This is a genomic window from Streptomyces sp. NPDC035033, from assembly GCF_040636735.1.
Lineage (GTDB): Bacteria > Actinomycetota > Actinomycetes > Streptomycetales > Streptomycetaceae > Streptomyces.
In genome coordinates this window covers 109,375-132,086 of sequence record NZ_JBEZUZ010000004.1, presented here as the reverse complement: position 1 = coordinate 132,086, position 22,712 = coordinate 109,375, and the positions used below count along the sequence as shown (strand labels likewise).

Here is a 22,712-nt window from a genome sequence, read left to right as displayed (position 1 = left end):
CGAAGGACCGATCCGTCATGGCACCAGAAACGGACGAGACGAACGAGAGGCTGCTCGGCGCCCTCAAACGCCTCACCCTCGACCTGCACCGGACGCGCGAACGGCTGCGCGAGCTGGAGGACGGCGACCGGGAGCCGATCGCGATCGTCGGCATGGCCTGCCGGTACCCCGGCGGGATCGACTCGCCCGCCGCCCTGTGGCGGCTGCTGGCCGAGGGCGGCGAGACCGTCGGCCCCTTCCCCCGCGACCGGGGCTGGCGGGACGGCCTGTACGACCCCGACGGCGGCGGCCGGAGCGTGACCGGCGCGGGCGGCTTCCTGCGCGGCGCGGCCGACTTCGACGCGGCCTTCTTCGGCATCAGCCCGCGCGAGGCCCTCGCCATGGACCCGCAGCAGCGGCTGCTCCTGGAGACCGCCTGGCAGGCCTTCGAGGACGCCGGGATCGACCCGGAGTCCGCGCGCGACACCGAGACCGGCGTCTTCGCCGGACTGTCCTGCCAGGACTACGGGACGGGAGCCGACGACATCCCCGAGGAGGCCGAGGGCTTCCTCACCACCGGGACGGCCGGCGGCGTCGCCTCCGGCCGGATCGCGTACGCGCTCGGCCTGCGCGGCCCGGCCCTCACCGTGGACACCGCCTGCTCGTCCTCGCTGGTCGCGCTGCACCTGGCCGTCCAGTCCCTGCGCCGCGGCGAGTGCGCGATGGCGCTGGCGGGCGGCGCGACCGTCATGGCCACGCCCCGGCTGTTCACCGAGTTCACCCGCATGCGGGGCCTGTCGCCGGACGGCAGGTCCCGCCCGTTCTCGGCCGCCGCCTCGGGCAGCGGCTTCGCCGAGGGCGTGGGCATGCTCCTGGTGGAACGCCTCTCGGACGCGCGGCGCCTGGGCCACCGGGTCCTGGCCGTGGTGCGCGGCAGCGCGGTCAACCAGGACGGCGCCGGCCACGGCCTGACCGCGCCGAACGGCGCCGCGCACCAGCGGGTCGTCCGGCAGGCGCTGAAGGACGCGCGCCTCGAACCGGGCGACGTCCAGGTGGTGGAGGCGGGCAGCACCGGCACCCCGCTCGGCGACCCGATCGAGGCCCGCGCCCTGCTCGCCGTCTACGGGCCCGGCCGCGACCGGCCGCTGCTGCTCGGCTCGGTGAAGTCGAACCTCGGCCACACCCAGGCGGCCGGCGGCGTCGCCGGCGTCATCAAGACGGTCCTGTCGATGCGGTACGGCACCCTCCCCGCCACCCTGCACGTGGCGGAACCCACCCCGCACGTCGACTGGTCGGCGGGCGTCGAGCTCGTCGCCCGGGAGACCGCGTGGCCCGAGACCTCCGGGCCGCGCCGCGCGGCGGTCTCCTCCCAGGGCATCAGCGGCACCAACGCCCACGTCGTCCTGGAGGAGCCCCCCGCCGCCCCCGACCGGACCCCGCCCGCCGCCGCGCCGGACCGGCCACGCCTGCTGACCCTGTCGGCCAGGACCCCGCGGGCCCTCGCCGAACTCACCGCGCGCTACGTCGACCTGCTCGCCGACACCGACACCGACACCGACAGCGACGGCGCGGGTGACTCGCTCGCGGCGATCTGCCGGACCACGAGCCTCGGCCGGGCGCACTTCCCGCACCGCCTCACGGCCGTCGCCTCCTCGCGCGCCGAACTGCGCGACCTCCTCGCCCGCACGCGCCCGGACGAGGAGCCGCCGCCCGGCGTCCGCACCGGCCTCCGGCCCCCGAAGGCGGACCGGGGCCCGGTCCTCCTCGTCACCGGCCTCCCGGAGCCGGAGCACGCCGAGGCCCTCGCCGGACTGGCCGACACCGAGCCCGCCTTCCGCGCCGCCCTGGAGCGGTGCGCCGGGGCCGGCGCCGACCGGCTCTCGCCGTTCGCCGTCACGTACGCGCTCGCCGAACTCTGGCGGTCGTGGGGCGTGGAGCCCGCCGCCGTCCTCGGCCACGGCGCCGGCGAACCGGTGGCCGCCTGCCTCCGGGGGGAGCTGGACCTGGAGGACGCCCGGCGGGCGGCGACGGCCCGGCTCTCGGCGGACACCGCCGGGCCGGAACGGTTCACCGACGCGGTCGCCGCGCTCCTGCGCGACGGACACCGCGGCTTCGTGGAGCTGGGGCCCGCCTCACCGGTCCTCGACCGGCTCCGGGCGACCGCGCCCGCCGCCTTCCTGCCGTCGCCCCGCGAGGGGGAGGACGCCCGCCGCGCCCTCCTCGACGGCCTCGGCGCCCTCTACACGCGGGGCGCGCGGATCGACTGGGCCCGGATGCACGGCGAGCCCGACGGCCCGCCCGCGACCCTGCCGGGGTACCCCTTCCAGCGCGAGCGGTACTGGCTCCCGGCGGGCACCGGCCGCGGCGACCGGGCCCCGGCCCCCCACGGGCCGCTCGTCGCCCAGGTCCGCCTCGTGGGCCCCGACGGCGCCCCCGTGGCCCTCGCCGAGGGCGTACGCCTCGAAGCCGCGCCCGCGTCCGTCCCCGTACGGGACGCCGCGCCCGCCCCGGTACGGGACGCGGCCCCCGCCGACGTCGCCGAGGCGGTGGCCGGCATCGTCGGCCGGGCGCGCGGCGCGGCCGTCACCGGCGACGAACTGCACCTGCCGCTGCGGAGCCTGGGCGTCGACTCGCTGATCGCCGTGGACATCCGGCAGTCCCTCGACCGCCGGCTCGGCGTGGACATCCCCCTGCGCGCCCTCCTGGACGGCCGGAGCACCGACGAGCTCGCCCGCGCCGTCCGGACGGCCCGCGGCGACGCGCACCGGGCGGCCGGAGAGCCCGCCGCGGCACCGGCCGACGCGATACCGGCCGCCCTGACGCCGGGCGACGCGGCGCCGGCCGACGCGGCGCTGGCCGACGCGGCGCCGGCCGACGCGGCACCGACCGCCGTGACGCCGGCCGCCGCAGCACCGACCGCCGTGGCACCGACGGTCGTGACGCCGGCCGGCGCGGTACCGACGGCCGGGCCGGCCGTCCTGACGCCGACCGCCGGCCCGGCCGCCCGGTACGAGCCGTTCCCGCTCACCGCCCTCCAGCAGGCGTACCTCGTCGGCCGGACCGACGCCTTCGAACTCGGCGGCGTCTCCACCTCCTTCCTCGTCGAGGTCGACCTCGACGACACCGACACCGACCGGCTCGCCGCCGCCTTCCGGCACCTGATCGACCGGCACGACATGCTCCGCGCGGTCGTCTCCCGGGACGGCCACCAGCGGGTGCTCCCGGAGGTCCCCGCGTACCGGATCCCCGTCGTCGACCTGCGGGAGTGCGACGGGGACGAGCGGGCCCGCCGCCTGGCCGGGATCCACGAGGAGATGCGCCACCAGGTCTTCGACACCGAGGTCTGGCCGCTGTTCGACGTCCGGGCGACCCTGCTGGACGCGCGCACCATCCGGCTGCACCTCGCCTTCGACGCGCTGATCGTCGACGGCCGCAGCTCCGGACTGCTGTTCCGGGAGTGGGCGGAGACCTACCGCTCCGGCGCGCCCGCGACGCCCGCCCCGGCCGTCACCTACCGCGACTACGTCCTGGCCGCCGCCGAGGAGGACGCCGCACGGCGCGATACGTCCCTCGCCTACTGGCGGGACCGCCTCGCCACCCTGCCGCCCGCCCCCGCCCTGCCGCTGCGCCCGGGCCCCGCGCCGCGGCGGCCGGTCTTCACCCACCGCACGGCCCGGATCGAACCCGGGGCCTGGGGCCGCTTCAAGGACCACGCCACCGCGGCCGGGATCTCCCCCTCGGCGGCCCTGTGCGCCGCGTACGCGCAGGTCCTCGCCGCCTGGAGCGCCTCGCCGCGCTTCACGCTCAACGTGCTGGCGTTCCACCGGCGGGCCGTGCACGAGGACGCCGGCCGGATCGTCGGGAACCTCAGCGCGACCACCCTCCTGGAGGTCGACGCCGCACCCGCCGAGAGCTTCGCCTCCGGCGCCGCCCGGTTGCAGGACCGGCTCCTCACCGACCTCGAACACGGCCACGTCACCGGGGTCGAGGTGCTGCGCGAGCTCAACCGCACCCGGGGCGGCACCGGCCTCGCGAGCATGCCGGTGGTCTTCACCAGCACCCTCGGCTTCTCCGGCCGGGGCGCCGGCGAGCCCGGCGCGCTCACCGCGCTGACCGCCCTCGGCACCGCGGGCCGCCTGGCCTCCAGCTCGGTGCGGACGCCGCAGGTGTGGCTCGACCACCAGGCCCTGGAGGAGGCCGGGGAACTGGTCCTCAACTGGGACGTGGTGGAGGAGGTGTTCCCCGAAGGCGTCGTCGACGGCATGTGGGACGCCTACCTGGAGCTGGTGCGGGAGCTGTGCGGGGAGGGGGCCTGGCGCCGCCCGCCGTCCGTACCGGTGCCGGCGGCCGACCTGGAGGCCCGGCGGGCGGCCAACGCCACGGACGGCCCCGCCCCCGCCGGGCTGCTGCACGACGGGTTCCTGCGGCAGGCCGCGGCCCGGCCGGACGCGCCCGCCGTCGTCACCGCCTCCCGGACCCTCAGCTACGGCGAGGCGCACCGCCGCTCCGACCGGATCGCCCGCCGGCTGGCCGACCACGGCGCGGGCCCGGGCACGCTCGTCGGCATCGCGATGGAGAAGGGCTGGGAGCAGGTCGTCGCGGTCCTCGGCGTCCTCAAGGCCGGCGCCGCCTACGTACCGCTCGACACCGCCGTGCCCGGCCGCCGGCTCCGCGCGATCGCGGAGTCCGCCGGCATACGGCTGGTCCTGACCCGGACGCGGGACGCGGACGGCCTCGACCTCCCGGACGGCACCCGCGCGCTGCGCGTCGACACCGGACCGGACGGCGGGGGAGCGGACGCCCCGCCGCCGCCCTGCCCGGCCGGACCCGGCGACCTCGCCTACGTCATCTTCACCTCGGGCTCCACCGGCACCCCCAAGGGCGTGATGATCGAGCACGCCGCCGCGGTCAACACCGTCCAGGACGTCAACGACCGGTTCGGCGTGACCGCGGACGACCGGGTCCTGGCCCTGTCCGCGCTCCACTTCGACCTCTCGGTCTACGACGTCTTCGGCCCGCTCGCGGCCGGCGGCGCCGTCGTCCTGCCCGACGCGTCGGCGCAGCGGGAACCGGCCGTCTGGCGGGAGCTGATCGACCGGCACCGGGTGACGATCTGGAACAGCGTCCCCGCCCTCATGGACATGTTCGTCGAGCACGTACGGGCCTCCGGCGGCCCGCCGTCGCTGCGCCTGGTGATGCTGAGCGGCGACTGGATCCCCGTCACCCTCCCCGGCGCCATCGCCGCGGCGCTGCCGAACGCCCGGACCTGGAGCCTGGGCGGCGCGACCGAGGCGGCCATCTGGTCCATCCAGCACCCGATCACCCGGGTGGACCCGGAGTGGACGAGCGTCCCGTACGGCAGGCCCCTGCGGAACCAGAAGTTCCACGTGCTGGACGAGGCGCTGCGGCCCCGCCCCGCCCTCGTCCCCGGCGACCTGTACATCTCCGGCGCCGGCCTGGCCCGCGGCTACCTCGGCGACGAGGCGAAGACCCGCGCGGCCTTCCTCCGCCACCCGGTCACCGGGGAGCGGCTCTACCGGACCGGCGACCTCGGCCGCTACCTGCCGGACGGGACCATCGAGTTCCTGGGACGCGCGGACACCCAGGTCAAGATCCGGGGCCACCGCATCGAACTCGGCGAGGTCGAGGCGGCGCTGCTGCGCCGGCCGGACGTCCGCGCCGCGGTCGTGACGGCCGAGGGCGAACGCGGCGGCCCCCGCCGGCTCGTCGCCCACGCCGTCTCGGACACCCCGGAGGACGTGCTGCGCGAGGCGCTCCGCGAGGAACTGCCCGGCTACATGGTCCCCGCCCGCGTCGTCCTGATGGACGCGCTCCCGCTGACCGGCAACGGCAAGGTGGACCGCGGCCGGCTGCCGTCCCCCGAGGGGACGCCGCGGGGCCCGGCGGAGCCCGTCGCCCCCCGCGACGCGACCGAACGGCTCCTCGCCGACATCTGGGCGGACTTCTTCCCGCCCGCCGGCGGACCCGTCGACGTCACCGCGGACTTCTTCGACCTCGGCGGCGACTCCCTGCTCGCGGTACGGCTCATGGTCCGCGTCCGACAGCGCACCGGCCGGTCGCTCCCGGTGGCCACCCTGCTCGCCCGGCCGACCGTCGCGGCGCTCGCCGAGGCGCTGCGCGAGCGGCCCGGCGCCGCGGACCGGACGCCCCTGGTCACGATCCGGGACGGCGGGACCCGCCCGCCGTTCGTCCTCGTCCACCCGGTCGGCGGCGACGTCCTCTGCTACGCGCCGCTCGGCGCCCTCCTCGACGACGACCAGCCGCTCCACGCCCTGCGGTACCCCGACCCCGATCCCGACTCCGGCACCGACCCCGCGCCGCCCACCGTCACCGGCCTCGCCGCGCACTACGCCGACGTGCTCACCGCCCGTTTCCCGGAGGGCCCCTACCGGCTCGGCGGCTGGTCCATGGGCGGCGTGCTCGCCCTGGAGACCGCCCGCCTGCTCACCGAACGGGGCAGGACGGTCGAACTCGTCGCGGCCGTGGACCTGCTCGAACCGCCCGGCCGCACCGCGCCGCCCTCCGACCCGGCGCTCCTCGCCCGCTTCGCCCGCGACCTGGCCGGACTCGCGGGAAGCGACTGGGCCCCCGGCCCGGCCGACCTCGAACCCGCGGACGGCAGGTCCCCGATCGGCGAACTCCTCGTCCGGGCCCGGGCCGCCGGCGTCCTGCCCGAGGACGTCGACACCCCCACCCTGGAACGGCTCGCGGCCCGCTTCCTGCGCCTCAGCCGCGCCCTGGCCGACCACGAGCCCGCCCCGTACCGGGGCAGGGTCCGGATCCTGCGCGCCATGGACGGCGCCACCACCGACACCACCCGCCGGTGGCTGGAGCTCCTCGGCGACCGCGCCGAGAGCGTCGACGTCCCCGGCGACCACTACGGCGTCATGCGCCCCCCGCACCTGCGGACCCTGGCCGGTGAACTCGACAAGGCGCTGGGCGACCTGTGACCCGCACGCACGAGGAGGACTGGATGACCACCGTCGAAGCGCCCCGCCGCGCCGCACCGGCCCCGACCGCCCCGCCGGCCCCGGGGGCCGCGCCGGACCTGACGGCCGGACAGGTCATGGACCGGGTACGGGCGTACGCCGCGGGCCTCCCGGCACGCGCGCCCGAGATCGAGCGGCTGGGCCGACTCCCCGCCGACGTCCTCGACGGCCTGAAGGCCACGGGGCTGCTGCGCGCGGCCCTGCCGTCCCGGCGGGGCGGGGTGGAGCTGACGGTGCCGCAGATCACGCGGGCCGTCGACCTGCTGGCCCGGGGGGACGGCTCGGTCGCCTGGTGCGCGGCCGTCGCGCTGAACGCCGCGCCGGCCGCGGTCCACCTCCCCGACGAGGCGTTCACCGAGCTGTTCCCCGACCCCGGCCTGATCGCCGCCACCGTGCTGTCGCCGACCGGGCGGGCGGTCCGGCGGGGCGGCGACTACCTCCTGTCGGGCCGCTGGACCCAGGCCAGCGGGATCACCCACGCCGACCGGGTGCTGGCCGGCTTCCAGACCCCGGACGGCACCCCGGGGATCGCCGTCCTCGACGCCGCGCGGGTACGGGTGACCGACACCTGGCACACCACGGGCCTGCGCGGCACCGGCTCGCACGACGTCGAGGCCGTCGACCTGCGCGTACCGGAGCGGCACACCTTCGCGCTCGTACCGTCCGGCACCCACGGGGAACCGCCCCGCCTGCGCGCCGACGGCCTCGCCCACAAGATGGCGGGCGTCCCGCTGGGCATCGGCAGGGCCGCGCTGGACAGCGCCCGGGAACTCCTCGCCGCCCGGCGCCCCGCGCTCCCGCGGCCGGGGGTCCCGGCCGACCTCGCCCGCGCCGAGTCCCTGATCGGCGCGGCGGACGCGTACGTGTACACCACCTTGGAGGAGGCGTGGGAGGCGCGGGCCGCCGGCCGGGAACCCGAACGCGGTACGGCCGCGCTGGCCCGCCAGTTCGCCCACCGCGCCTGCCGGGAGGCGGCCCAGCTGCTGTACGACGCCGTGGGAGCGGCCGCCGTCTACACCGAGCGCACCCCGCTCGACCGGTGCCTGCGCGACCTGATCACCGCGGGCCGCCACGTCGCCTCCGCGGAGAAGGTCCTCGACGGCGTCGGCGAGCTGCGCCTCGGCGGCGACCCCTCCTCCCCCCACCTCCTCTGACCCGGACGGGACACCGTGCCGCACCAGGAACGACCGTGACCGTGACCGATCCCGTGCCCGATCCCGTGCCCGAGGGGGAGGACCCGGGCGCGCCCGGCGACCGCCCGCTGATCCGCGCCCTGCTTCCCCGCACGGTGGCGGTCGCGGAGGCCCTCGGCGACGCCGGGCCCGCCCCGGCCTCGCCCTACCCGGAGGAACACCGGGCGGTGGCGCGGGCGGTGGACCGGCGCCGCCGCGAGTTCTTCGCCGTGCGCGCCTGCGCCCGCCGCGCCATGGAGGCGCTCGGCGTGCCGCCCGCCCCCGTCCTGCCGGACGGGAACGGCGCCCCCGGGTGGCCCCCGGGCCTGATCGGCAGCATGACCCACTGCGCCGGCTACCGCGCCGCCGCCCTGGCCCGCTCCGGCGGCCCGGCCTCGCTGGGCATCGACGCCGAACCCCACGGCCCGCTCCCGGACGGCGTCCTGTCCCACGTCGCCCGGCCCGCCGAGCGCGACCGCCTGACGGCCCTGGCCGCCCGGCACCCCGCCGTCCACTGGGACCGGCTGCTCTTCAGCGCGAAGGAGTCCGTCTACAAGGCCTGGTACCCCCTGACGGGGAGGTGGCTGGAGTTCCACCAGGCGGACATCGAGATCCACCCGCCGGCCGGCCCGGCCGCGCCCGGCCGGTTCGGCGCCGTGCTCCTGGTCCCGGGACCGGTCGTGGGCGGCCGCCGCCTCCAGCGCTTCGAGGGCCGGTGGACGGTCCGGCACGGCCTGGCCGCCACCGCGGTGACGGTCCCGGCCGGCACCCGCACGACCCCGACAGCGAGGTACTTCCCGTGAGCCCCATGAGCCCCGTCGCCCCCGCCCCTCCCCGCACGGCGCCGCCCGCCGGCTGGCTCCCGGGCGGCCCGCCGCCGCCCGGCGGCGTCCCGCTCTTCCTCCTGCCGCCGGCGGGCGGCTCCACCGCCCTGTACCGGTCGGCCGCCTGGCGCGCGCTTCCGGACCCGGTGGCCGCCTGCCCCGTCGAACCGCCGGGCCACGGGCTGCGGATGGCGGAAGGGGAACCGCTCCACGACCTCGACGCGCTGGTGGCCCTGCTCGACGACCGCCTCCGGCCGCCGGACGGCGCCCCCTGGGCCGTGCTCGGCCACAGCCTGGGCGCGCTGACGGCCGCGGCCTGGGCCCTGCGCGCCCAGCGCGCCGGCCACCCGCCCGTGGCCGTCTACCTCAGCGCGGCCACCCCGCCGTGGCTGCGGACCGACGCGCGGGACCTGGCCGCCGCGGACGACGCCGCGCTGTGGGCCCGCCTGGCCGCGCTGGGCGGGGTGCCGCCCCGGGTGGCCGCGTCGCCCACGGCCCGCCGGCTCCTCACCGGCGTCATGCGCGCGGACGTGACGGCCGCGGCCGGCTGGCGCCCCGACCTCACCACCCGCCTCACCTGCCCCGTCGTGGCCGTCGCCGCCGCCGGCGACCCGGCGGTGGACCCGGCGACCCGGCACGGCTGGGACCGCCTCACCACCGGCCCCTTCACCCCCCTCGCCCTCCCCGGCGGGCACTTCTACCGGGCGGGCCTGGAGGACCTGGCCCCCGTCGTCGCCAGTACCTGGCCCGGGTGACGGGAGCCGGCCGGTCGGGGACGCACGGCGGCACATGTGTCCCGCCCCGCAGGGGAGTTGCCGGAACACGGACGTTTCCACGATCCGGAGGCGCGGCGATACAGTCCGACAGGAGTGGGCCGTCGATCAGGGGGAGGGACCGCCGTGTTGGAGGTCGTGGCGCTCAGCGCGCTGACCACGTTCCTGCTGGGGGTGGGGAACGGGGCCGCCGGGGAGATCGGCAAGAACCTGACCCTGTCGGCGGGGGCCCTGGTGCGGCGGACGCTCGGGCGGGAGACCCCGCTGCCGGCCGGCGCGGAGGAGCGCCGGGCGCTGGCGGGTCGCGTCCACGCGCGGCTGAGCGGCGATCCCCGGCGGGCCGGCGAGTGGGCGCTGATGCTGGAGGGCTCCCCGGAGACGGCGGTCGAACCGTCCCAGGGGGCGATGCCCCCGGCCCCATGGGCGTTCACGAACCAGGAGAAGGTCCTCAAGCAGCTGGTGCGGGAGGCCGACCGCCCGTGGGAGGGCCGGCCCCGGGTGGTCCTGCTGTCGGGTCCCGCGGGCAGCGGCTCCACCTCGGTGGCGCTCCGGCTCGGCGCGGAGACCCGCGACCGCTTCCCCGACGGGCAGTACTACGTCGACCTGCGCGACGCCTCCGGGGAGACCGGCCCGGACTCGGCGGGCGTCCTGCTGCGGCTGCTGCGCGAGATGGACGTGGACCCCGAGCGGATCCCGGCCACCGAGGCGGGCCGCGAGCGGCTGTACCGGCAGCTCACCGCCGAGCGCAGGGCGCTGGTGGTGATCGACCACACGACCTCCCTGGCGCAGGTCCGCGCCCTCGTGCCCTCGACCCCCGGCGTCCTGCTGGTGGTCGTCGTGTCCGGACCGCCCCTGCTGCTGGAGGCCGAGCGCGTCGCCGTGCCGCCGCTGACCGACCGGCACGCGAAGCGGCTCGTGCGGAAGGTGGCCGGGCCGGAGCACGCCGCACGGGTCAAGGCGCGGCTGCCGGAGGTGCTCGAACGCTGTCGGGGCAACGCCTTCGCCCTCCACGCGGAGGCCCGGCTGCTGACCCGGGACGACGCCGGTGCCGTGCCGCCGGCCGGCGCGTGGCCGGACCACCCGGTCCGCACCGCCGCGCACGTCGCGTCGCTCCGGCTCGGCCCGGAGGCGCTGCGCCTGTGCCGGCTCACCGCGCTCGGCGGCTGGCCCTCCGTCAGCGCCGGGATCGCGGCGGCCGCCGCCGGCGTCCACGAGGCGACGGCCGCCCGGCTGCTCGACGAGGCGGTGGACGTCGGTCTGCTGGAACCCCTCCCCGACCTGAGGTACCGCTTCCGGCCCGAGGTCAGGCGGCAGCTCGCCGAGACGGCCGCCGCCGAGTACGGCCCCGGAGCGTGTACGGACGCCGTGACCCGCGTGCTCGACGCGCTGCTCGCGCTGGTGCTGCCCGCGTCCCGCGCGGCCCTGCCGGAGAGCTGGCGGACCGAGGTGCCGGAGGAGTACCGGGCGGCTTCCCGGTCCGTCCCCGACGGCATCGCGGTCCTGGCCGCCGAGGTCGTGAACGTGGGCCGGGCGGTCGTCGTGGCCGAGGAGCACGGGCGGACCGACACCGCCCTGTGGCTGGCCCGCGCCCTGTGGCCGTTGCAGCTGAAGGCGGGCCACTGGGACGAGGTGCTTCCGGCGCTCCGGGACGCGGCGCGGTGCGCCGAGGAGAACCGCGCGGACGAGCGGACGGCGGCGGCCCTGCACTTCCAGCTGGCCCACTGCCTGGGCGAGACGGGCCGGTGGCAGCAGGCCGCCCGGGCCGCCCGGGCCGCCGTCACGTACGAGCGGGCCGCCGGCCACCTGCGGGGCGAGGCGTCGGCCGTGGAACTCCTCGGCCTGCTGAGCCTCAACCGCTGGGAGTACGAGGAGGCGTACGAGCGGTTCGCCGAGGCGGAGTCCGTCTACCGGAGGATCGGCCCCGGCGAGGAAGGCGCGGCCGACCTCCCGAGGGCCCTCGCGCTGGTCGAACGCCACCAGGGGCGCGCCCTGCGCGGCATGGGCAGGCTGGACGAGTCCCGCCGGTGCCTGGAGCGCGCCGTGGACTTCTTCGCCGGCCGCACCGGCGCGCCGCCGGAGGCGTACAACCGGGCCCGCGCCCTCACCGACCTGGCCGAGACCCTGCACGAGGCCGGTGACGACACGGCGGCCCTGGCCAGGACCGCCGAGGCCGAGGCGCTGCTGCCCGCCTCCGCCGCCCCGCACCGCGCCTACCTCGCCGGCCTGCGGCGGCGGTGCGCGGCGGCCGCGGACCGGTAGGCCGGGGTCAGGCGGCCGGGGTCACGCGGAAGGGATGCGTGCCTCCGGCCGTGTGCATCCGGAGGACGACTCCTCCCGCGGGGACCGTTCCGCCGTACGCCAGCCAGGCGTGCAGGGCGGAGGCGTACGCGGCCGGGTCGGCGTCCGCCCCCGGCTCGGCGGCGACCCGGAACGCGCCGTGCCCCCGGCTGCGTACGAAACAGGCGTGCGGGCCCGTCACGTACCCGGCCGTCGCACAGTGCGGGTGCAGGCCCAGCACCTCGTCGGCCCACGCGCCGGGGCCGCCGAGGCGGGGATCCTCCGCCGGCCCGTCCCGCGTGATCACGTCCGCCACGTCGAGGTCGCCGGGGTGCCGGGTCTCCTCGTGCACGGCGAGGTGCGCGTCGCCGGCGGCCCCGGGAGGATGCTCCGCGAACCGCTCGACCACGACGTCCGTCCCCTCCGCGCGGGTCCGTACGCGCAGGGGGGCCGTCGTCCGCCCCGGAGCGTACGGGGGGAGGGGGAGCGGCTCCAGGGACGCGGGGCCGGGAGGCTCGGGAAGGTCCATCAGCGCGTAGAAGTGCCGGCGCAGCAGCTCGGCCGACCGGCCCGGCTCCGAGGTGACGAAGCCGGCGGGAGCGGGATCCGGACGGTGCGCGGCGATCCCCCGCTCCACCTGGGGGAGCAGCGGCCCGTACGGGTCGAGCCGGGGCGCGCGCCGGACGAACTCCGCGAGCGGCGCCTCGCCGTCGAGCAGACCGGCCCCGTCGGCGGCCAGCAGTACGGGGGTGCCCAGGGCGGCGGCGTAGTACGACACCGCGCCGAAGTCCCCGAGGACGAGGTCGGCGGCGAGCAGCGCCTGCCGCCACGCGTGGACGGGGTCGACGAGGACCAGCCCGCCGCGCCGGGCCCGGTCCAGCCAGGCCCGGATCTGGCCGGGGCCGTGCCCGTACCAGATGTTCGGGTGGAGGACGGCGGCCAGCCGGTAGTCGTCGGCCGGCAGTTCGGCGGCGAGCCGGGGGAGGAGCCCGGGCAGGACGTCCTCCCCGCCGCTGCCGAACAGCCCCTCAGGGTTCCAGGTCGAGTTCAGGACGACGAGCCGCTGCCCCCGCCGCACCCCCCAGCGCGCGCCGGAACCTGTCCCGGTACGGACGCGCCGCGAGCATCCGGTCGAAGCAGGGGTCTCCGGCGAGCACGGCCGCGGGCACCGCCTCCGGGCAGACCCGGCCGAGCCGTTCCAGCTGCTCGGGATGGGAGAGGACGAGCCCGTCGACGAACGGCTTCCCGTCGACGAGGAGCCACTCCGCCGACAGCCCGAACGTCGGCTCCCGGCTCCCGGCTCCCGGCTCCCGGCTCCCGGCTCCCGGCTCCCGGCTCCCGGCTCCCGGCTCCCGGCTCCCGGCTCCCGGCTCCCGGCTTGCTCAGCTTCTTAGTGTATCCAACCCCGTGCGAAATCACCGCCAAGTCGCCCTGAATCAGGTGGAGTTCGCCGCCGAAGCTCGCCGAGACGGCCAGATCCACCGGGGTGGAAAGCGCCTGCCTCCAGGGCAGTTCGGGCAGCTCCAGACCGCGCAAGAGCTCGCGGACGCCGTCCTGGAACGCGGAGGAGCCCGTCGAAGTGATCAGTACCTGGACCCGGAAGTCGTCGTGGAACAGCGGCACCAGATCCAGCAGGCGGCCCGCCGAGGTGACGTTGTGGACCACCAGCAGGACCCGTCGCCGAGTCGTCCGGCTCGTCCACCGGCCGGACCCCTCCCCGACCGGTACGCGAATCGCCGGGGGTTCCGGCCCCACTCGTGACCTCCTGGGCGAGCATGACGTCGTTGCGCGACCACCCTATCCGCGGCCACCTCGCCGCCGTGACGCCACCGGCGTTCCCGGCGGCGGCCGAGAGCCTGAGCGTGGCGGCGCGGCGGCGGGGGTCGGGTAGGCTCGTTCCAGCTGCGATCCCGGCGCTGCACAGACGGGCGATCGGGCGACGGATCACCGGGAGTTCCCGTCGCGTGCGCCCGTACCAGACCTCTTCCGTCCCCTTCGACGGCGCCTGACGTCACTCAACCGCGGCGTCGTACAGCTCGGCGTCGTCGGGGATCCAGGGGAAGGCGATCCAGGGGTACGCGGCCGACCGTGCCCGGAGGTCGAAGCCGAGGACGGCGTCGACGAACTCCGCGGGCGGCAGGTAGCCGTGGTCGAGCACGTAGTGCCCGATCAGGGAGGGCGCGGCGTAGGCGGTGCCGGGAGCGCCGGGCACCCGTATCTCGCCCGTACCGGCGCTCGCCCGCCGGTGGCCCGGCCGGGGCACGTGCCACGGGTGGGCGTCGTCGAGCGGCTCGGGGCACAGGTCGCACTCGTGCACGCCGAGGGCCTCGTTCACGGCCTGCTCCGCCAGCACGGTCAGCAGCTTGGAGGCGAACTCCGCGGGCGCCGGCCCGGCGGTCCACGGCTTTCCGTCCTCCAGCCAGCCGACGTTGAGCCGCCGGTAGGCGTCGCGGACGGTGACGAACCGCAGGCCGCCGCCGACCTCGGTGAACACGTCACCGTCCTCGGTGACGGGGTAGGCGTAGGGGCTGAGGTCGTCGTAGTGCATGGCGGCATTCCAGCAGAGGAAGGGTCGGGGGGGCGGACCGGTTGACCGGGGCAGCGGGCGTCCCGGGCGGGAACGGGGCCCGCGGGCCCGGCCGCCGGCTGAGGGCCCGCCCGGTCGCCCGCGGGGTCAGTGGCCGCCGGTGAGTTCGCCGGTGAGCCTGCCGTGGAGGTCGGCGCTCGGGGCGTTCAGGCCGGTGATCTCGACGGTCTTGCCGCGCTGGGCGTACTTGGTCTCGATGGCGTCGAGGGCGGCGACGGAGGAGGCGTCCCAGACATGGGTGGCGGACAGGTCGATGACGACCTTCTCCGGGTCGCCGGCGTAGTCGAACCGGCCGACGAGGTCGTTGGAGGAGGCGAAGAACAGCTCGCCGGTCACGGTGTACAGGACGCCGCTGCCGTCCGGGGCGACGATCCGGGAGACCTCGGCGAAGTGGGCGACGCGCTTGGCGAAGACGACCATGGCGGTGATCGAACCGGCGACGACGCCGACGGCGAGGTTGTGGGTCGTCACGACGGCCGCGACGGTGACGACCATGACGCCGATCTCGCCGGCGGGCATCCGCTTGAGGGTCTTCGGGGCGATGGAGTGCCAGTCGAAGGTCGCGAAGCACACCATGACCATGACGGCGACCAGGGCGGCCATGGGGATGTCGGAGACGACCGGGCCGAAGACGACGCACAGCACCATCAGGAACACGCCGGCCATGAACGTGGACAGGCGGGTGCGGGCGCCGGAGACCTTCACGTTGATCATCGTCTGGCCGATCATGGCGCAGCCGCCCATGCCGCCGAAGAAGCCGGTGACGATGTTGGCGACGCCCTGGCCGACGGACTCGCGGGTCTTGTTCGAGTGGGTGTCGGTGATGTCGTCGACCAGCTTGGCGGTCATCAGGGACTCCATCAGGCCGACCAGCGCCATCGCGAACGCGTACGGGGCGATCGTCGTGAGCGTCTCCGGGGTGAACGGGACGTCCGGCAGGCCCGGCACCGGCAGGGACGACGGGAGCTCGCCCTTGTCGCCGACGGTCGGCACCGCGATGCCGGCGGCGACGGTGATCACGGTCAGGACGACGATGGAGACCAGCGGCGCCGGGACCACGGTGGTGACCTTCGGGAAGAACACCATCAGGGCGAGGCCGCCGACGATCAGCGGGTACACGGCCCACGGCACGTCGCGCATCTCGGGCACCTGGGCCATGAAGACCAGGATCGCCAGCGCGTTGACGAAACCGACCATCACCGAGCGGGGGATGAACCGCATCAGCCGCGCCACCCCGAGCGCGCCCAGGGCGATCTGGAAGACGCCGGCCAGGATGACGGCGGCGACCAGGTGGCCGAAGCCGTGCTCGCGGTTCAGCGGCGCGATCACGAGGGCGACGGCGCCGGTGGCGGCGGAGATCATCGCCCGCCGGCCGCCGACGACCGAGATGACCACGGCCATGGTGAAGGAGGCGAACAGGCCGATGGCCGGGTCGACGCCGGCGATGATCGAGAACGAGATCGCCTCGGGGATCAGCGCCAGGCCGACGACCAGCCCGGCCAGGATCTCGGTGCGCCAGACCTTCGGGTCGTTCAGCCAGTCGGGCACGAGGCCGCGCAGCCGCGCGGCGGAAGTCGCGGCGGCGGAAGATCCGGAAGCCGCGGAAGACGCAGAAGACAAGGGAGATGCGTACCTGTCGAACTCGGGCACGCCCCCGTCGGCGGGCCGGGGCGTGCGGAAGGACGCGCAGGGCCGGGCCGGCGCCTCGCGGACGGCCCGCGGGGGCGGGCCGGAGGTCGGAGAAGGGGGAGGACGTGAGGCGGGCGGCTCACATCAGGGGCGAAGGGTCACGGCGGGCAGGCGGCGGCGGTCGGCGTCATGGGCTCGCGCACGCTCTCTCCTGCAAGAATCGGGTCTTGGCGGGGGCGCCGTCGGCCCCGGAACGACAGTGGCGGGACGGCCGGGCCGCCCTCACCGGCAACAACTCTACCCTAACGTTAGGGTAGAGATCGGTGGGGTCGTACGGGACGCGGCCCGCCACCAGGAGAAGGGCCAGGAGCACGCGCGTGGACGACAAGCACATGCAGATCGGCGAGGTCGCCGCGCGGACGGAGCTGTCCCTGCGCACCATCCGGCACTACGAGGAGACCGGTCTGGTCATCCCCTCCGCCCGGTCCCAGGGCGGGTTCCGCCTCTACACCGAGACCGACGTCGCCCGCCTCATGGTGATCCGCCGGATGAAGCCGCTGGGCTTCACCCTGGAGCAGATGCGCGACCTCCTCGACGCCACCGACCGCCTCGACAGCGGCGACGCGCTCGACGCCGCCGAGCGCGAGGCGCTGCTGGAGCGCGTACGGACCTACCGGCAGGCCGCCTCCGAGCAGGTGGACAAGCTGCGGGTCCAACTGGCCCGGGCCGAGGACTTCGCCGCCACCCTGACCGCCCGCCTGGACCAGGACGACACCCCGGCCCCCCGCGCCGGGAGCGCGTCTCGTTGACGGACCGGCCGGTCGGCGGTGCCCCGGCCCGCACGGCGGGGCGGGGCACCTGGTGGTGACGCGGGGGCGCGCCTACCGCTGGGCGGGGGCGAACTTCTTGCGCCAGGCCAGCGACACGTACACGAGCGCGACCAGGACGGGGACCTCGATGAGCGGGCCGACGACTCCGGAGAGGGCCTGGCCGCTGGTGACGCCGAAGGTGGCGATGGCGACGGCGATGGCCAGCTCGAAGTTGTTGCCGGCGGCGGTGAAGGCGAGGGTGGCGGTGCGGTCGTAGTTCAGGCCGATCGCCTTGCCGAGAAGGAACGTGCCGAACCACATCACCGCGAAGTAGACCAGCAGCGGGAGCGCGATCCGGGCCACGTCGAGCGGCTGCGAGGTGATCGTCCTCCCCTGGAGGGCGAAGAGGATGACGATCGTGAAGAGCAGGCCGTAGAGGGCCCAGGGGCCGATCCTCGGGAGGAACTTCGCCTCGTAGGACTCCCGGCCCAGCTTCTTCTCGCCGATGCGGCGGGTGAGGAAGCCGGCGAGGAGCGGCACGCCGAGGAAGATGACGACGTTCAGTGCGATCTTCCCCATCGAGATGTCGAGGGTCTCGCCCTCGCCCAGGCCGAGCCAGCCGGGGAGCAGGTCGAGGTAGAACCAGCCCAGCAGGCCGAAGGCGATGACCTGGAAGACCGAGTTCAGGGCGACCAGGACGGCGGCCGCCTCGCGGTCGCCGCAGGCGAGGTCGTTCCAGATGATGACCATGGCGATGCAGCGGGCGAGGCCGACGATGATCAGGCCGGTGCGGTACTCGGGCAGGTCCGGCAGGAAGATCCACGCGAGGGCGAACATCACCGCCGGGCCGAGGACCCAGTTGATCACCAGGGACGACACCATGAGCCTGCGGTCGCCGGTGACGGCGTCGAGCCTGTCGTAGCGGACCTTCGCCAGGACCGGGTACATCATGATCAGCAGGCCGACGGCGATCGGGAGGGAGATCCCGCCGATCTCGACCTCGGCGAGCGCGTCGTCCATGCCGGGGATCAGCCGGCCGAGCCCGAGGCCCAGGGCCATGGCGAGCAGGATCCAGACGGCGAGGAAGCGGTCGAGCGTCGACAGCTTCGCGACCACGGACCGCTCGGGGCTCGTGGTCGTGGGGGCGGCGGGGGTCACGGGCAGGACCTCTTGGAGTCGGCGTGGGTGCGGGCGGTCTCGGCGAGCGCGGCGAACTGGCCGGCGAGCGCGTCGAGGACCTCGGGCTTCAGTCGGTAGTACGTGAACCGGCCGCACGGCTCGGTCTCCACCACGCCCGCCTCGCGCAGGACGCGCAGGTGGTTGGAGAGGTTGGTCTGTCTGGCCCCCGTCTCCTCCACCAGGTGCGTGGTGCACAGGGTCTCGCGGGCGAGCAGGGTCACGATCCGGAGCCTGAGCGGGTCGGCCAGGACCCGCATCAGTTCAGTGTCGACTGACGTCAGCATGGGCTGATACTGTCACATCAGTGAGGGCTGATGCCAGCCCGGTCCGACAGCTGTCCGCGGTGAAGGAAGAACCGATGCCCGAGTCCCCGCTCGCGTCCGTGCTGTTCGTCTGCGTCCACAACGCCGGGCGCTCCCAGATGGCCGCCGGGTTCCTCCGGCACCTCGCGGGCGACCGCGTCGAGGTCCGCTCGGCCGGCTCCCTCCCGGGCGACCGGGTCAACCCCGCCGCCGTCGCCGCCATGGCCGAGCTCGGCATCGACATCTCCGGCCAGGAGCCGAAGGTGCTCACGCCCGAGGCCGTCCGGGCGTCGGACTACGTCATCACCATGGGCTGCGGCGACGCCTGCCCGTACTTCCCCGGCAAGACCTACCTCGACTGGGTCCTGGACGACCCGGCCGGGCAGGGGGTCGAGGCCGTCCGTCCCATCCGGGACGAGATCAAGGGGCTCATCGAGGGCCTTGTCGCGGAGATCGACGCCGAGAAGGCGGAGACCGACTCCGAGAGCGCCGAGCCGCGGGGGAACTGACCTCACCACGACGACCCCACGGTCGCTCCGGCCGGCGTCCGGGGCGACGTCCGCGAGGTCGTCGGCTCCGGTGCCCGGGCCGGCACCAGGGCGGCGAGCGCCCCGGACGCGCCGGTGGTGAGCACCGTCCCGTCGGCCTCGGTCGGCCGTGCTGTGAGGTGCCGGGCCGGGAGAGCAGGGCCGCGGCGGTCGCGAGGGCCGCGCGCGGGGGAGCGGCGGCGAACTCGGCGGAGGCCGGATCGATAGGGTGGGCCACGTACGGTCTCCGATGTCCCGGCCCCGGCGGGAAGCCGAACCCCCGTCCCGGCCGGGGCGGTTCGCAGCTCGACGGGAGTCTGGATGGACGCGTCACTGGCCGCCTACCTGAACGACCTCCACCGGCGGGGGAGGGAACACGACGCGCCGCTGGCCGACCGGCTGCTGCGCCTGCGCAACATGACGCCCGACGCGGCCGGCCTCATCAGCCTCCTCATCCGCGCCCAGGGCAGCTCCCACGTGCTGGAGATCGGCACGTCCAACGGGTACTCGGCGATCTGGTTCGCCGACGCGGTACGGGACACCGGCGGCAGGCTGACCACCGTGGAGACCCTGGCCGACCGGGCCGACGCGGCCCGCCGCCACCTGGCCGGGGCCGGCGTGGCCGCACACGCCGAGGTGCTCCACGCCGACGGCGCGGACGTCCTCGCCGCGGCCGGCGACGCCACCGTCGACCTCGTCGTCCTCGACGCCGAACGGCCCGCCTACCCCGGCTACCTGGAGCTGCTGCGGCGCGTGCTGACGCCGCGCGGCGTCATCGCGGTGGACAACGCCGTCAGCCACGCCGCGCAACTCGAAGGGTTCCGCGCCCTGTTGGAGGAGGACGACGCCTTCGCCGTACACCTCCAGCCGGTGGGCGACGGCGTCCTGACGGCCGTACGGGTCGGCTGACCGCCCGTCAGAGGCCGGCGCGCACGTGCGGCGTGAGGTTCCCGGTGATCTCGCGCAGCCACGGGGCGCGGGCGGCCGGCAGCCGGTCCAGGGTCCGCTGGAAGACCTGCCAGTCGATCCGGAACGCGTCGTGGACGGGCGGCGCGGGCGGGTCGTCGCGCAGGATGCCGCCGGCCAGGGGCCCCGACCCGGGGACGGGCGGCGGCGACTCGGGGAGGACCAGCCGGAGCCACACCCCGAACGGCAGCGGGACCAGGTGCGCCGGGGCGGCGGGGGCCCACGTCTCCCCGGTCCGCGGGTGGGACGGTACGAGGAGGATGGCGGCGTCCGCGTCGGGGGCCGGCCGTCCCGGTCCGGCCAGGACGGCGCGCCGCGCCGGGCGGGCGGGCGGCAGCAGGGCGTCGAGGGCGCGCCGGAACATCGTCGCGGCCATGCCGTCCGGGACGGTCACCGCCCGGCCTTCCGAGGCCACCAGGAGGTGGGCGAGCGCCTGACCGGCCGCCGCCACCCACTGGGGGCTCCAGTGCCACCGGTCGCCCGCCCGGAACGGCTCCCCCCAGGAGGCGATCGGCTCGGACGGGGGCACGCCCCTCCCCTCCGCGAGCAGGTCCGCCCAGGACGCCGGCCCGGCGTCGGCGCCCTCGACGGGAAGGCGGCGCACGGCGGCCGGGTCCAGCCACACGGCCTGCCAGAGCGAGCAGTCGTCGATCCTGCTCGCCACGGGAAGGCCGCACGCCACGCAGGCCAGGTTGGGGCCGCCGCTCCCGTCGAAGCCGCAGCAGGCGCCGCCGCGCCGCTCCGGGAGCAGCACCGTGCCGCGGACGTCTCCCGGCGCGATGACGACCGGGCCGTCGGCCCCGTCCGGAGCGGTCTCCGCCCGCCTCCGCCACGGCGGCCCCCAGGGCCCCCGCTCCACGGCGAACGTCCCCGACTCCATGAGCACCGGGAGCTGGAGCCCGTTCCCGTAGGCCTGGTGGGCGTGGACCGGCAGGGCGACCTGGGCCAGCGGGGCGGTCAACTCGGCGTCACACCGCCGGCACACGAAAACGTACAAATGTCCTCCGCTCGGGAAACAGGGGGCATCCTCGCAGCTCCGCGGCAGGCCGGCCACCGTGTTTCCCGTGCGCCGCGGTGCGGTGCGGCGGCGACGGCTCCGGGGCGGTTTCCCGCAGCCGGTCACCTGCCGGCGAGCCGGGCCTTCTTGACCCGGTTGCCGCAGGTGTTCATCGAGCACCAGCGGCGGTTCGCGCCGCGGCTGGTGTCGAGGAACAGGCCGGCGCAGCCCGGGCCTTCGCACGCCTTGACCCGGTCGCGGCCGGGGCCGCCGAGGACGTGGACGGCGTCGGCGGCGAGCACGCCGAGCGCGTCCGTCACCGGTGCCTCCTCGCCGAGCTTCCAGACCGCGAGCCCGTCCTCGTCGAGCGCCGGCCCGGCCCGTCCGGCGGCCGCGGCTCCGTTCAGGATCGCCGCGTCGCCCGGATCGGGGCGACGGGCGGCGGCGACGGCCAGTCCGGCACGGTAGATCGCCTCCCTCAGGCCGAGCGCGTCCCGGAGCTCGGCGGGCGAGACGCCGGGGACGCCGAGCCCCGCGGCGTGCAGCCAGAGCTCCAGCCGGCCGGGGCCGGAGAGCCGCTCCCGGGGCGCCCCGCCGGCCCGGTCGCTCATCGTGGCGGTGAAGCGGAACGCCAGCACCTCGTTGTCCAGCCGGAAGAGCCGACGGGCCTCCACGGCCACCACCTCCCGCACCACCATGGACCGATCCGTGAACCAGCTTAGCCGGTTCGACAGGGGGTGCCGCCGTGCGCCACCATGGAACCGTCTTGGACGGTTCACCAGGGGAGGTCACATGAGGGGCGAGGTCGCGGTCGTCGGTCTGGGCGGAATGGGGCGGGCGATCGCGCGCAACCTGGTGCGGGCGGGCCACGAGACCGTGGTGTGGAACCGTTCGGCGGGACCCGCGGAAGAACTCGCGGACGCCGGCGCCCTCCGCGCCGCGTCCGTCGCGGAGGCGCTCCAGTGCCCGGTGGTGTTCTCGGTCCTGTCCGACGACGCGTCCGTCGCGGAGGTCTTCCTCGACTCCGGGGTCCTCGGCGAGGCACGGCCCGGGGCGGTCCACGTCAACGTGGCCACGGTGAGCGTCGGACTGGCCCGCCGCGCCGCGGAGGCGCACGCCGCGCACGGGATCGGCTACGTCGCGGCCCCGGTGTTCGGCCGGGTCGGCGTCGCGGAGGCCGGCGCGCTGAACGTCCTCGCCGCGGGGGAGCCCGAACTCGTCGACCGGGTCCAGCCGTTCTTCGACGTGATCGGGTCCCGCACCTGGCGGCTCGGCGAACTGCCCGAGCAGGCCAACACCGTCAAGGTCCTGGGCAACTACCTGATCGCCTGCGCGATCCAGTCGCTCGGGGAGGCGATCAGCGTCGCCGACGCGGTCGGCGCCGACCCGGACCGGTTCGTCGAACTGCTGGCCTCGACGCTCTTCCCCGGACCCGTCTACTCCGGATACGGGTCGATGATCGCGCGACGGAGCTACCGGCCCGCCGGGTTCACCGCGGAACTCGGACGCAAGGACCTCCACCTCGCCCTCGACGCGGCAGCCGGCCGGGCCGTCCCCCTGCCCTTCGGCGAACTGCTCGGAGACGTGTTCGACCGGGCGATCGCCGAGGGCCGCGCGGCGGACGACTGGGCCGTGATCGCCGAGCGGCAACCGCGGGGAACCCCGTCGCCCGCATGAAGGA

At 76.2% G+C, this 22,712-nt stretch carries 16 protein-coding genes; 9 read left to right on the top strand and 7 right to left on the bottom strand.

Annotated elements, in window-relative coordinates:
- Window positions 1-17 precede the first annotated feature (17 nt).
- From AB0E83_RS03960 to AB0E83_RS03940, 5 genes are all read left to right on the top strand, one after another.
- Window positions 18-6,950 carry an amino acid adenylation domain-containing protein gene (locus AB0E83_RS03960; RefSeq protein ID WP_362105420.1) on the top strand — a complete coding sequence of 2,311 codons (6,933 nt, stop codon included), beginning with the start codon at window positions 18-20 and terminating at the stop codon, window positions 6,948-6,950.
- Between the two features lie 23 nt (window positions 6,951-6,973).
- A complete protein-coding gene (locus AB0E83_RS03955; RefSeq protein ID WP_362105417.1) occupies window positions 6,974-8,143 on the top strand; it encodes an acyl-CoA dehydrogenase family protein in 1,170 nt (389 codons plus the stop codon).
- A gap of 134 nt (window positions 8,144-8,277) precedes the next feature.
- Complete coding sequence (locus tag AB0E83_RS03950; protein ID WP_362105445.1) at window positions 8,278-8,964, top strand: 4'-phosphopantetheinyl transferase superfamily protein; 687 nt, start codon at window positions 8,278-8,280, stop codon at window positions 8,962-8,964.
- A gap of 5 nt (window positions 8,965-8,969) precedes the next feature.
- Complete coding sequence (locus tag AB0E83_RS03945; RefSeq protein WP_362105442.1) at window positions 8,970-9,740, top strand: thioesterase domain-containing protein; 771 nt, start codon at window positions 8,970-8,972, stop codon at window positions 9,738-9,740.
- A gap of 144 nt (window positions 9,741-9,884) precedes the next feature.
- Window positions 9,885-12,017 carry a tetratricopeptide repeat protein gene (locus AB0E83_RS03940; protein WP_362105414.1) on the top strand — a complete coding sequence of 711 codons (2,133 nt, stop codon included), beginning with the start codon at window positions 9,885-9,887 and terminating at the stop codon, window positions 12,015-12,017.
- Between the two features lie 7 nt (window positions 12,018-12,024).
- Here the strand turns inward: AB0E83_RS03940 and AB0E83_RS03935 are convergent, their stop codons facing one another.
- The 3 genes from AB0E83_RS03935 to AB0E83_RS03925 form a co-directional block, all read right to left on the bottom strand.
- Window positions 12,025-13,113 carry a hypothetical protein gene (locus AB0E83_RS03935; RefSeq protein ID WP_362105411.1) on the bottom strand — a complete coding sequence of 363 codons (1,089 nt, stop codon included), beginning with the start codon at window positions 13,111-13,113 and terminating at the stop codon, window positions 12,025-12,027.
- Between the two features lie 933 nt (window positions 13,114-14,046).
- Window positions 14,047-14,583 (bottom strand): hypothetical protein, encoded by a 537-nt coding sequence (locus AB0E83_RS03930; protein ID WP_362105408.1) that lies wholly within the window; start codon window positions 14,581-14,583, stop codon window positions 14,047-14,049.
- Window positions 14,584-14,709: 126 nt separating this feature from the next.
- Complete coding sequence (locus AB0E83_RS03925; RefSeq protein ID WP_362105405.1) at window positions 14,710-16,242, bottom strand: SulP family inorganic anion transporter; 1,533 nt, start codon at window positions 16,240-16,242, stop codon at window positions 14,710-14,712.
- Window positions 16,243-16,628: 386 nt separating this feature from the next.
- Between AB0E83_RS03925 and AB0E83_RS03920 the strand changes: the two genes are divergently transcribed.
- Complete coding sequence (locus AB0E83_RS03920; RefSeq protein WP_362105402.1) at window positions 16,629-17,060, top strand: MerR family transcriptional regulator; 432 nt, start codon at window positions 16,629-16,631, stop codon at window positions 17,058-17,060.
- 72 nt (window positions 17,061-17,132) lie between these two features.
- Here AB0E83_RS03920 and arsB read toward each other — a convergent pair whose 3' ends face one another.
- Window positions 17,133-18,218, bottom strand: coding sequence for an ACR3 family arsenite efflux transporter (arsB, locus tag AB0E83_RS03915; RefSeq protein WP_362105399.1), 1,086 nt, complete (start codon window positions 18,216-18,218; stop codon window positions 17,133-17,135).
- Complete coding sequence (locus AB0E83_RS03910) at window positions 18,215-18,523, bottom strand: metalloregulator ArsR/SmtB family transcription factor (RefSeq protein ID WP_362105397.1); 309 nt, start codon at window positions 18,521-18,523, stop codon at window positions 18,215-18,217. Before AB0E83_RS03910 ends, arsB begins: the two co-directional genes overlap by 4 nt.
- 74 nt (window positions 18,524-18,597) lie before the next feature.
- Here AB0E83_RS03910 and AB0E83_RS03905 point away from each other — a divergent pair, with 74 nt between their 5' ends.
- Together AB0E83_RS03905 and AB0E83_RS03900 are read left to right on the top strand one after the other, a co-directional pair.
- Window positions 18,598-19,050, top strand: a complete 453-nt coding sequence (locus AB0E83_RS03905; RefSeq protein WP_362105394.1) for an arsenate reductase ArsC — start codon at window positions 18,598-18,600, stop codon at window positions 19,048-19,050.
- Window positions 19,051-19,389: 339 nt separating this feature from the next.
- Window positions 19,390-19,977 carry a class I SAM-dependent methyltransferase gene (locus tag AB0E83_RS03900; protein ID WP_362105391.1) on the top strand — a complete coding sequence of 196 codons (588 nt, stop codon included), beginning with the start codon at window positions 19,390-19,392 and terminating at the stop codon, window positions 19,975-19,977.
- A gap of 7 nt (window positions 19,978-19,984) precedes the next feature.
- Here the strand turns inward: AB0E83_RS03900 and AB0E83_RS03895 are convergent, their stop codons facing one another.
- On the bottom strand, window positions 19,985-21,031 hold the full coding sequence (locus AB0E83_RS03895; protein WP_362105388.1) for a hypothetical protein: 1,047 nt from the start codon (window positions 21,029-21,031) through the stop codon (window positions 19,985-19,987).
- Between the two features lie 122 nt (window positions 21,032-21,153).
- A complete protein-coding gene (locus tag AB0E83_RS03890) occupies window positions 21,154-21,729 on the bottom strand; it encodes an ABATE domain-containing protein (RefSeq protein WP_362105385.1) in 576 nt (191 codons plus the stop codon).
- On the opposite strand from AB0E83_RS03890, the gene AB0E83_RS03885 reads away from it, so the two are divergent.
- A complete protein-coding gene (locus tag AB0E83_RS03885; RefSeq protein WP_362105382.1) occupies window positions 21,728-22,708 on the top strand; it encodes an NAD(P)-dependent oxidoreductase in 981 nt (326 codons plus the stop codon). The two genes, AB0E83_RS03890 and AB0E83_RS03885, sit on opposite strands and share 2 nt — an antisense overlap.
- Window positions 22,709-22,712: the final 4 nt, after the last annotated feature.

Coding starts and splice junctions, on each gene's coding strand:
- AB0E83_RS03960 (WP_362105420.1), top strand. CDS start 18: ATGGCACCAGAAACGGACGAGACGAACGAGAGGCTGCTCGGCGCCCTC.
- AB0E83_RS03955 (WP_362105417.1), top strand. CDS start 6,974: ATGACCACCGTCGAAGCGCCCCGCCGCGCCGCACCGGCCCCGACCGCC.
- AB0E83_RS03945 (WP_362105442.1), top strand. CDS start 8,970: ATGAGCCCCGTCGCCCCCGCCCCTCCCCGCACGGCGCCGCCCGCCGGC.
- AB0E83_RS03930 (WP_362105408.1), bottom strand. CDS start 14,583: ATGCACTACGACGACCTCAGCCCCTACGCCTACCCCGTCACCGAGGAC.
- AB0E83_RS03910 (WP_362105397.1), bottom strand. CDS start 18,523: ATGCTGACGTCAGTCGACACTGAACTGATGCGGGTCCTGGCCGACCCG.
- AB0E83_RS03905 (WP_362105394.1), top strand. CDS start 18,598: ATGCCCGAGTCCCCGCTCGCGTCCGTGCTGTTCGTCTGCGTCCACAAC.
- AB0E83_RS03900 (WP_362105391.1), top strand. CDS start 19,390: ATGGACGCGTCACTGGCCGCCTACCTGAACGACCTCCACCGGCGGGGG.
- AB0E83_RS03885 (WP_362105382.1), top strand. CDS start 21,728: ATGGACCGATCCGTGAACCAGCTTAGCCGGTTCGACAGGGGGTGCCGC.
- AB0E83_RS03890 (WP_362105385.1), bottom strand. CDS start 21,729: ATGGTGGTGCGGGAGGTGGTGGCCGTGGAGGCCCGTCGGCTCTTCCGG.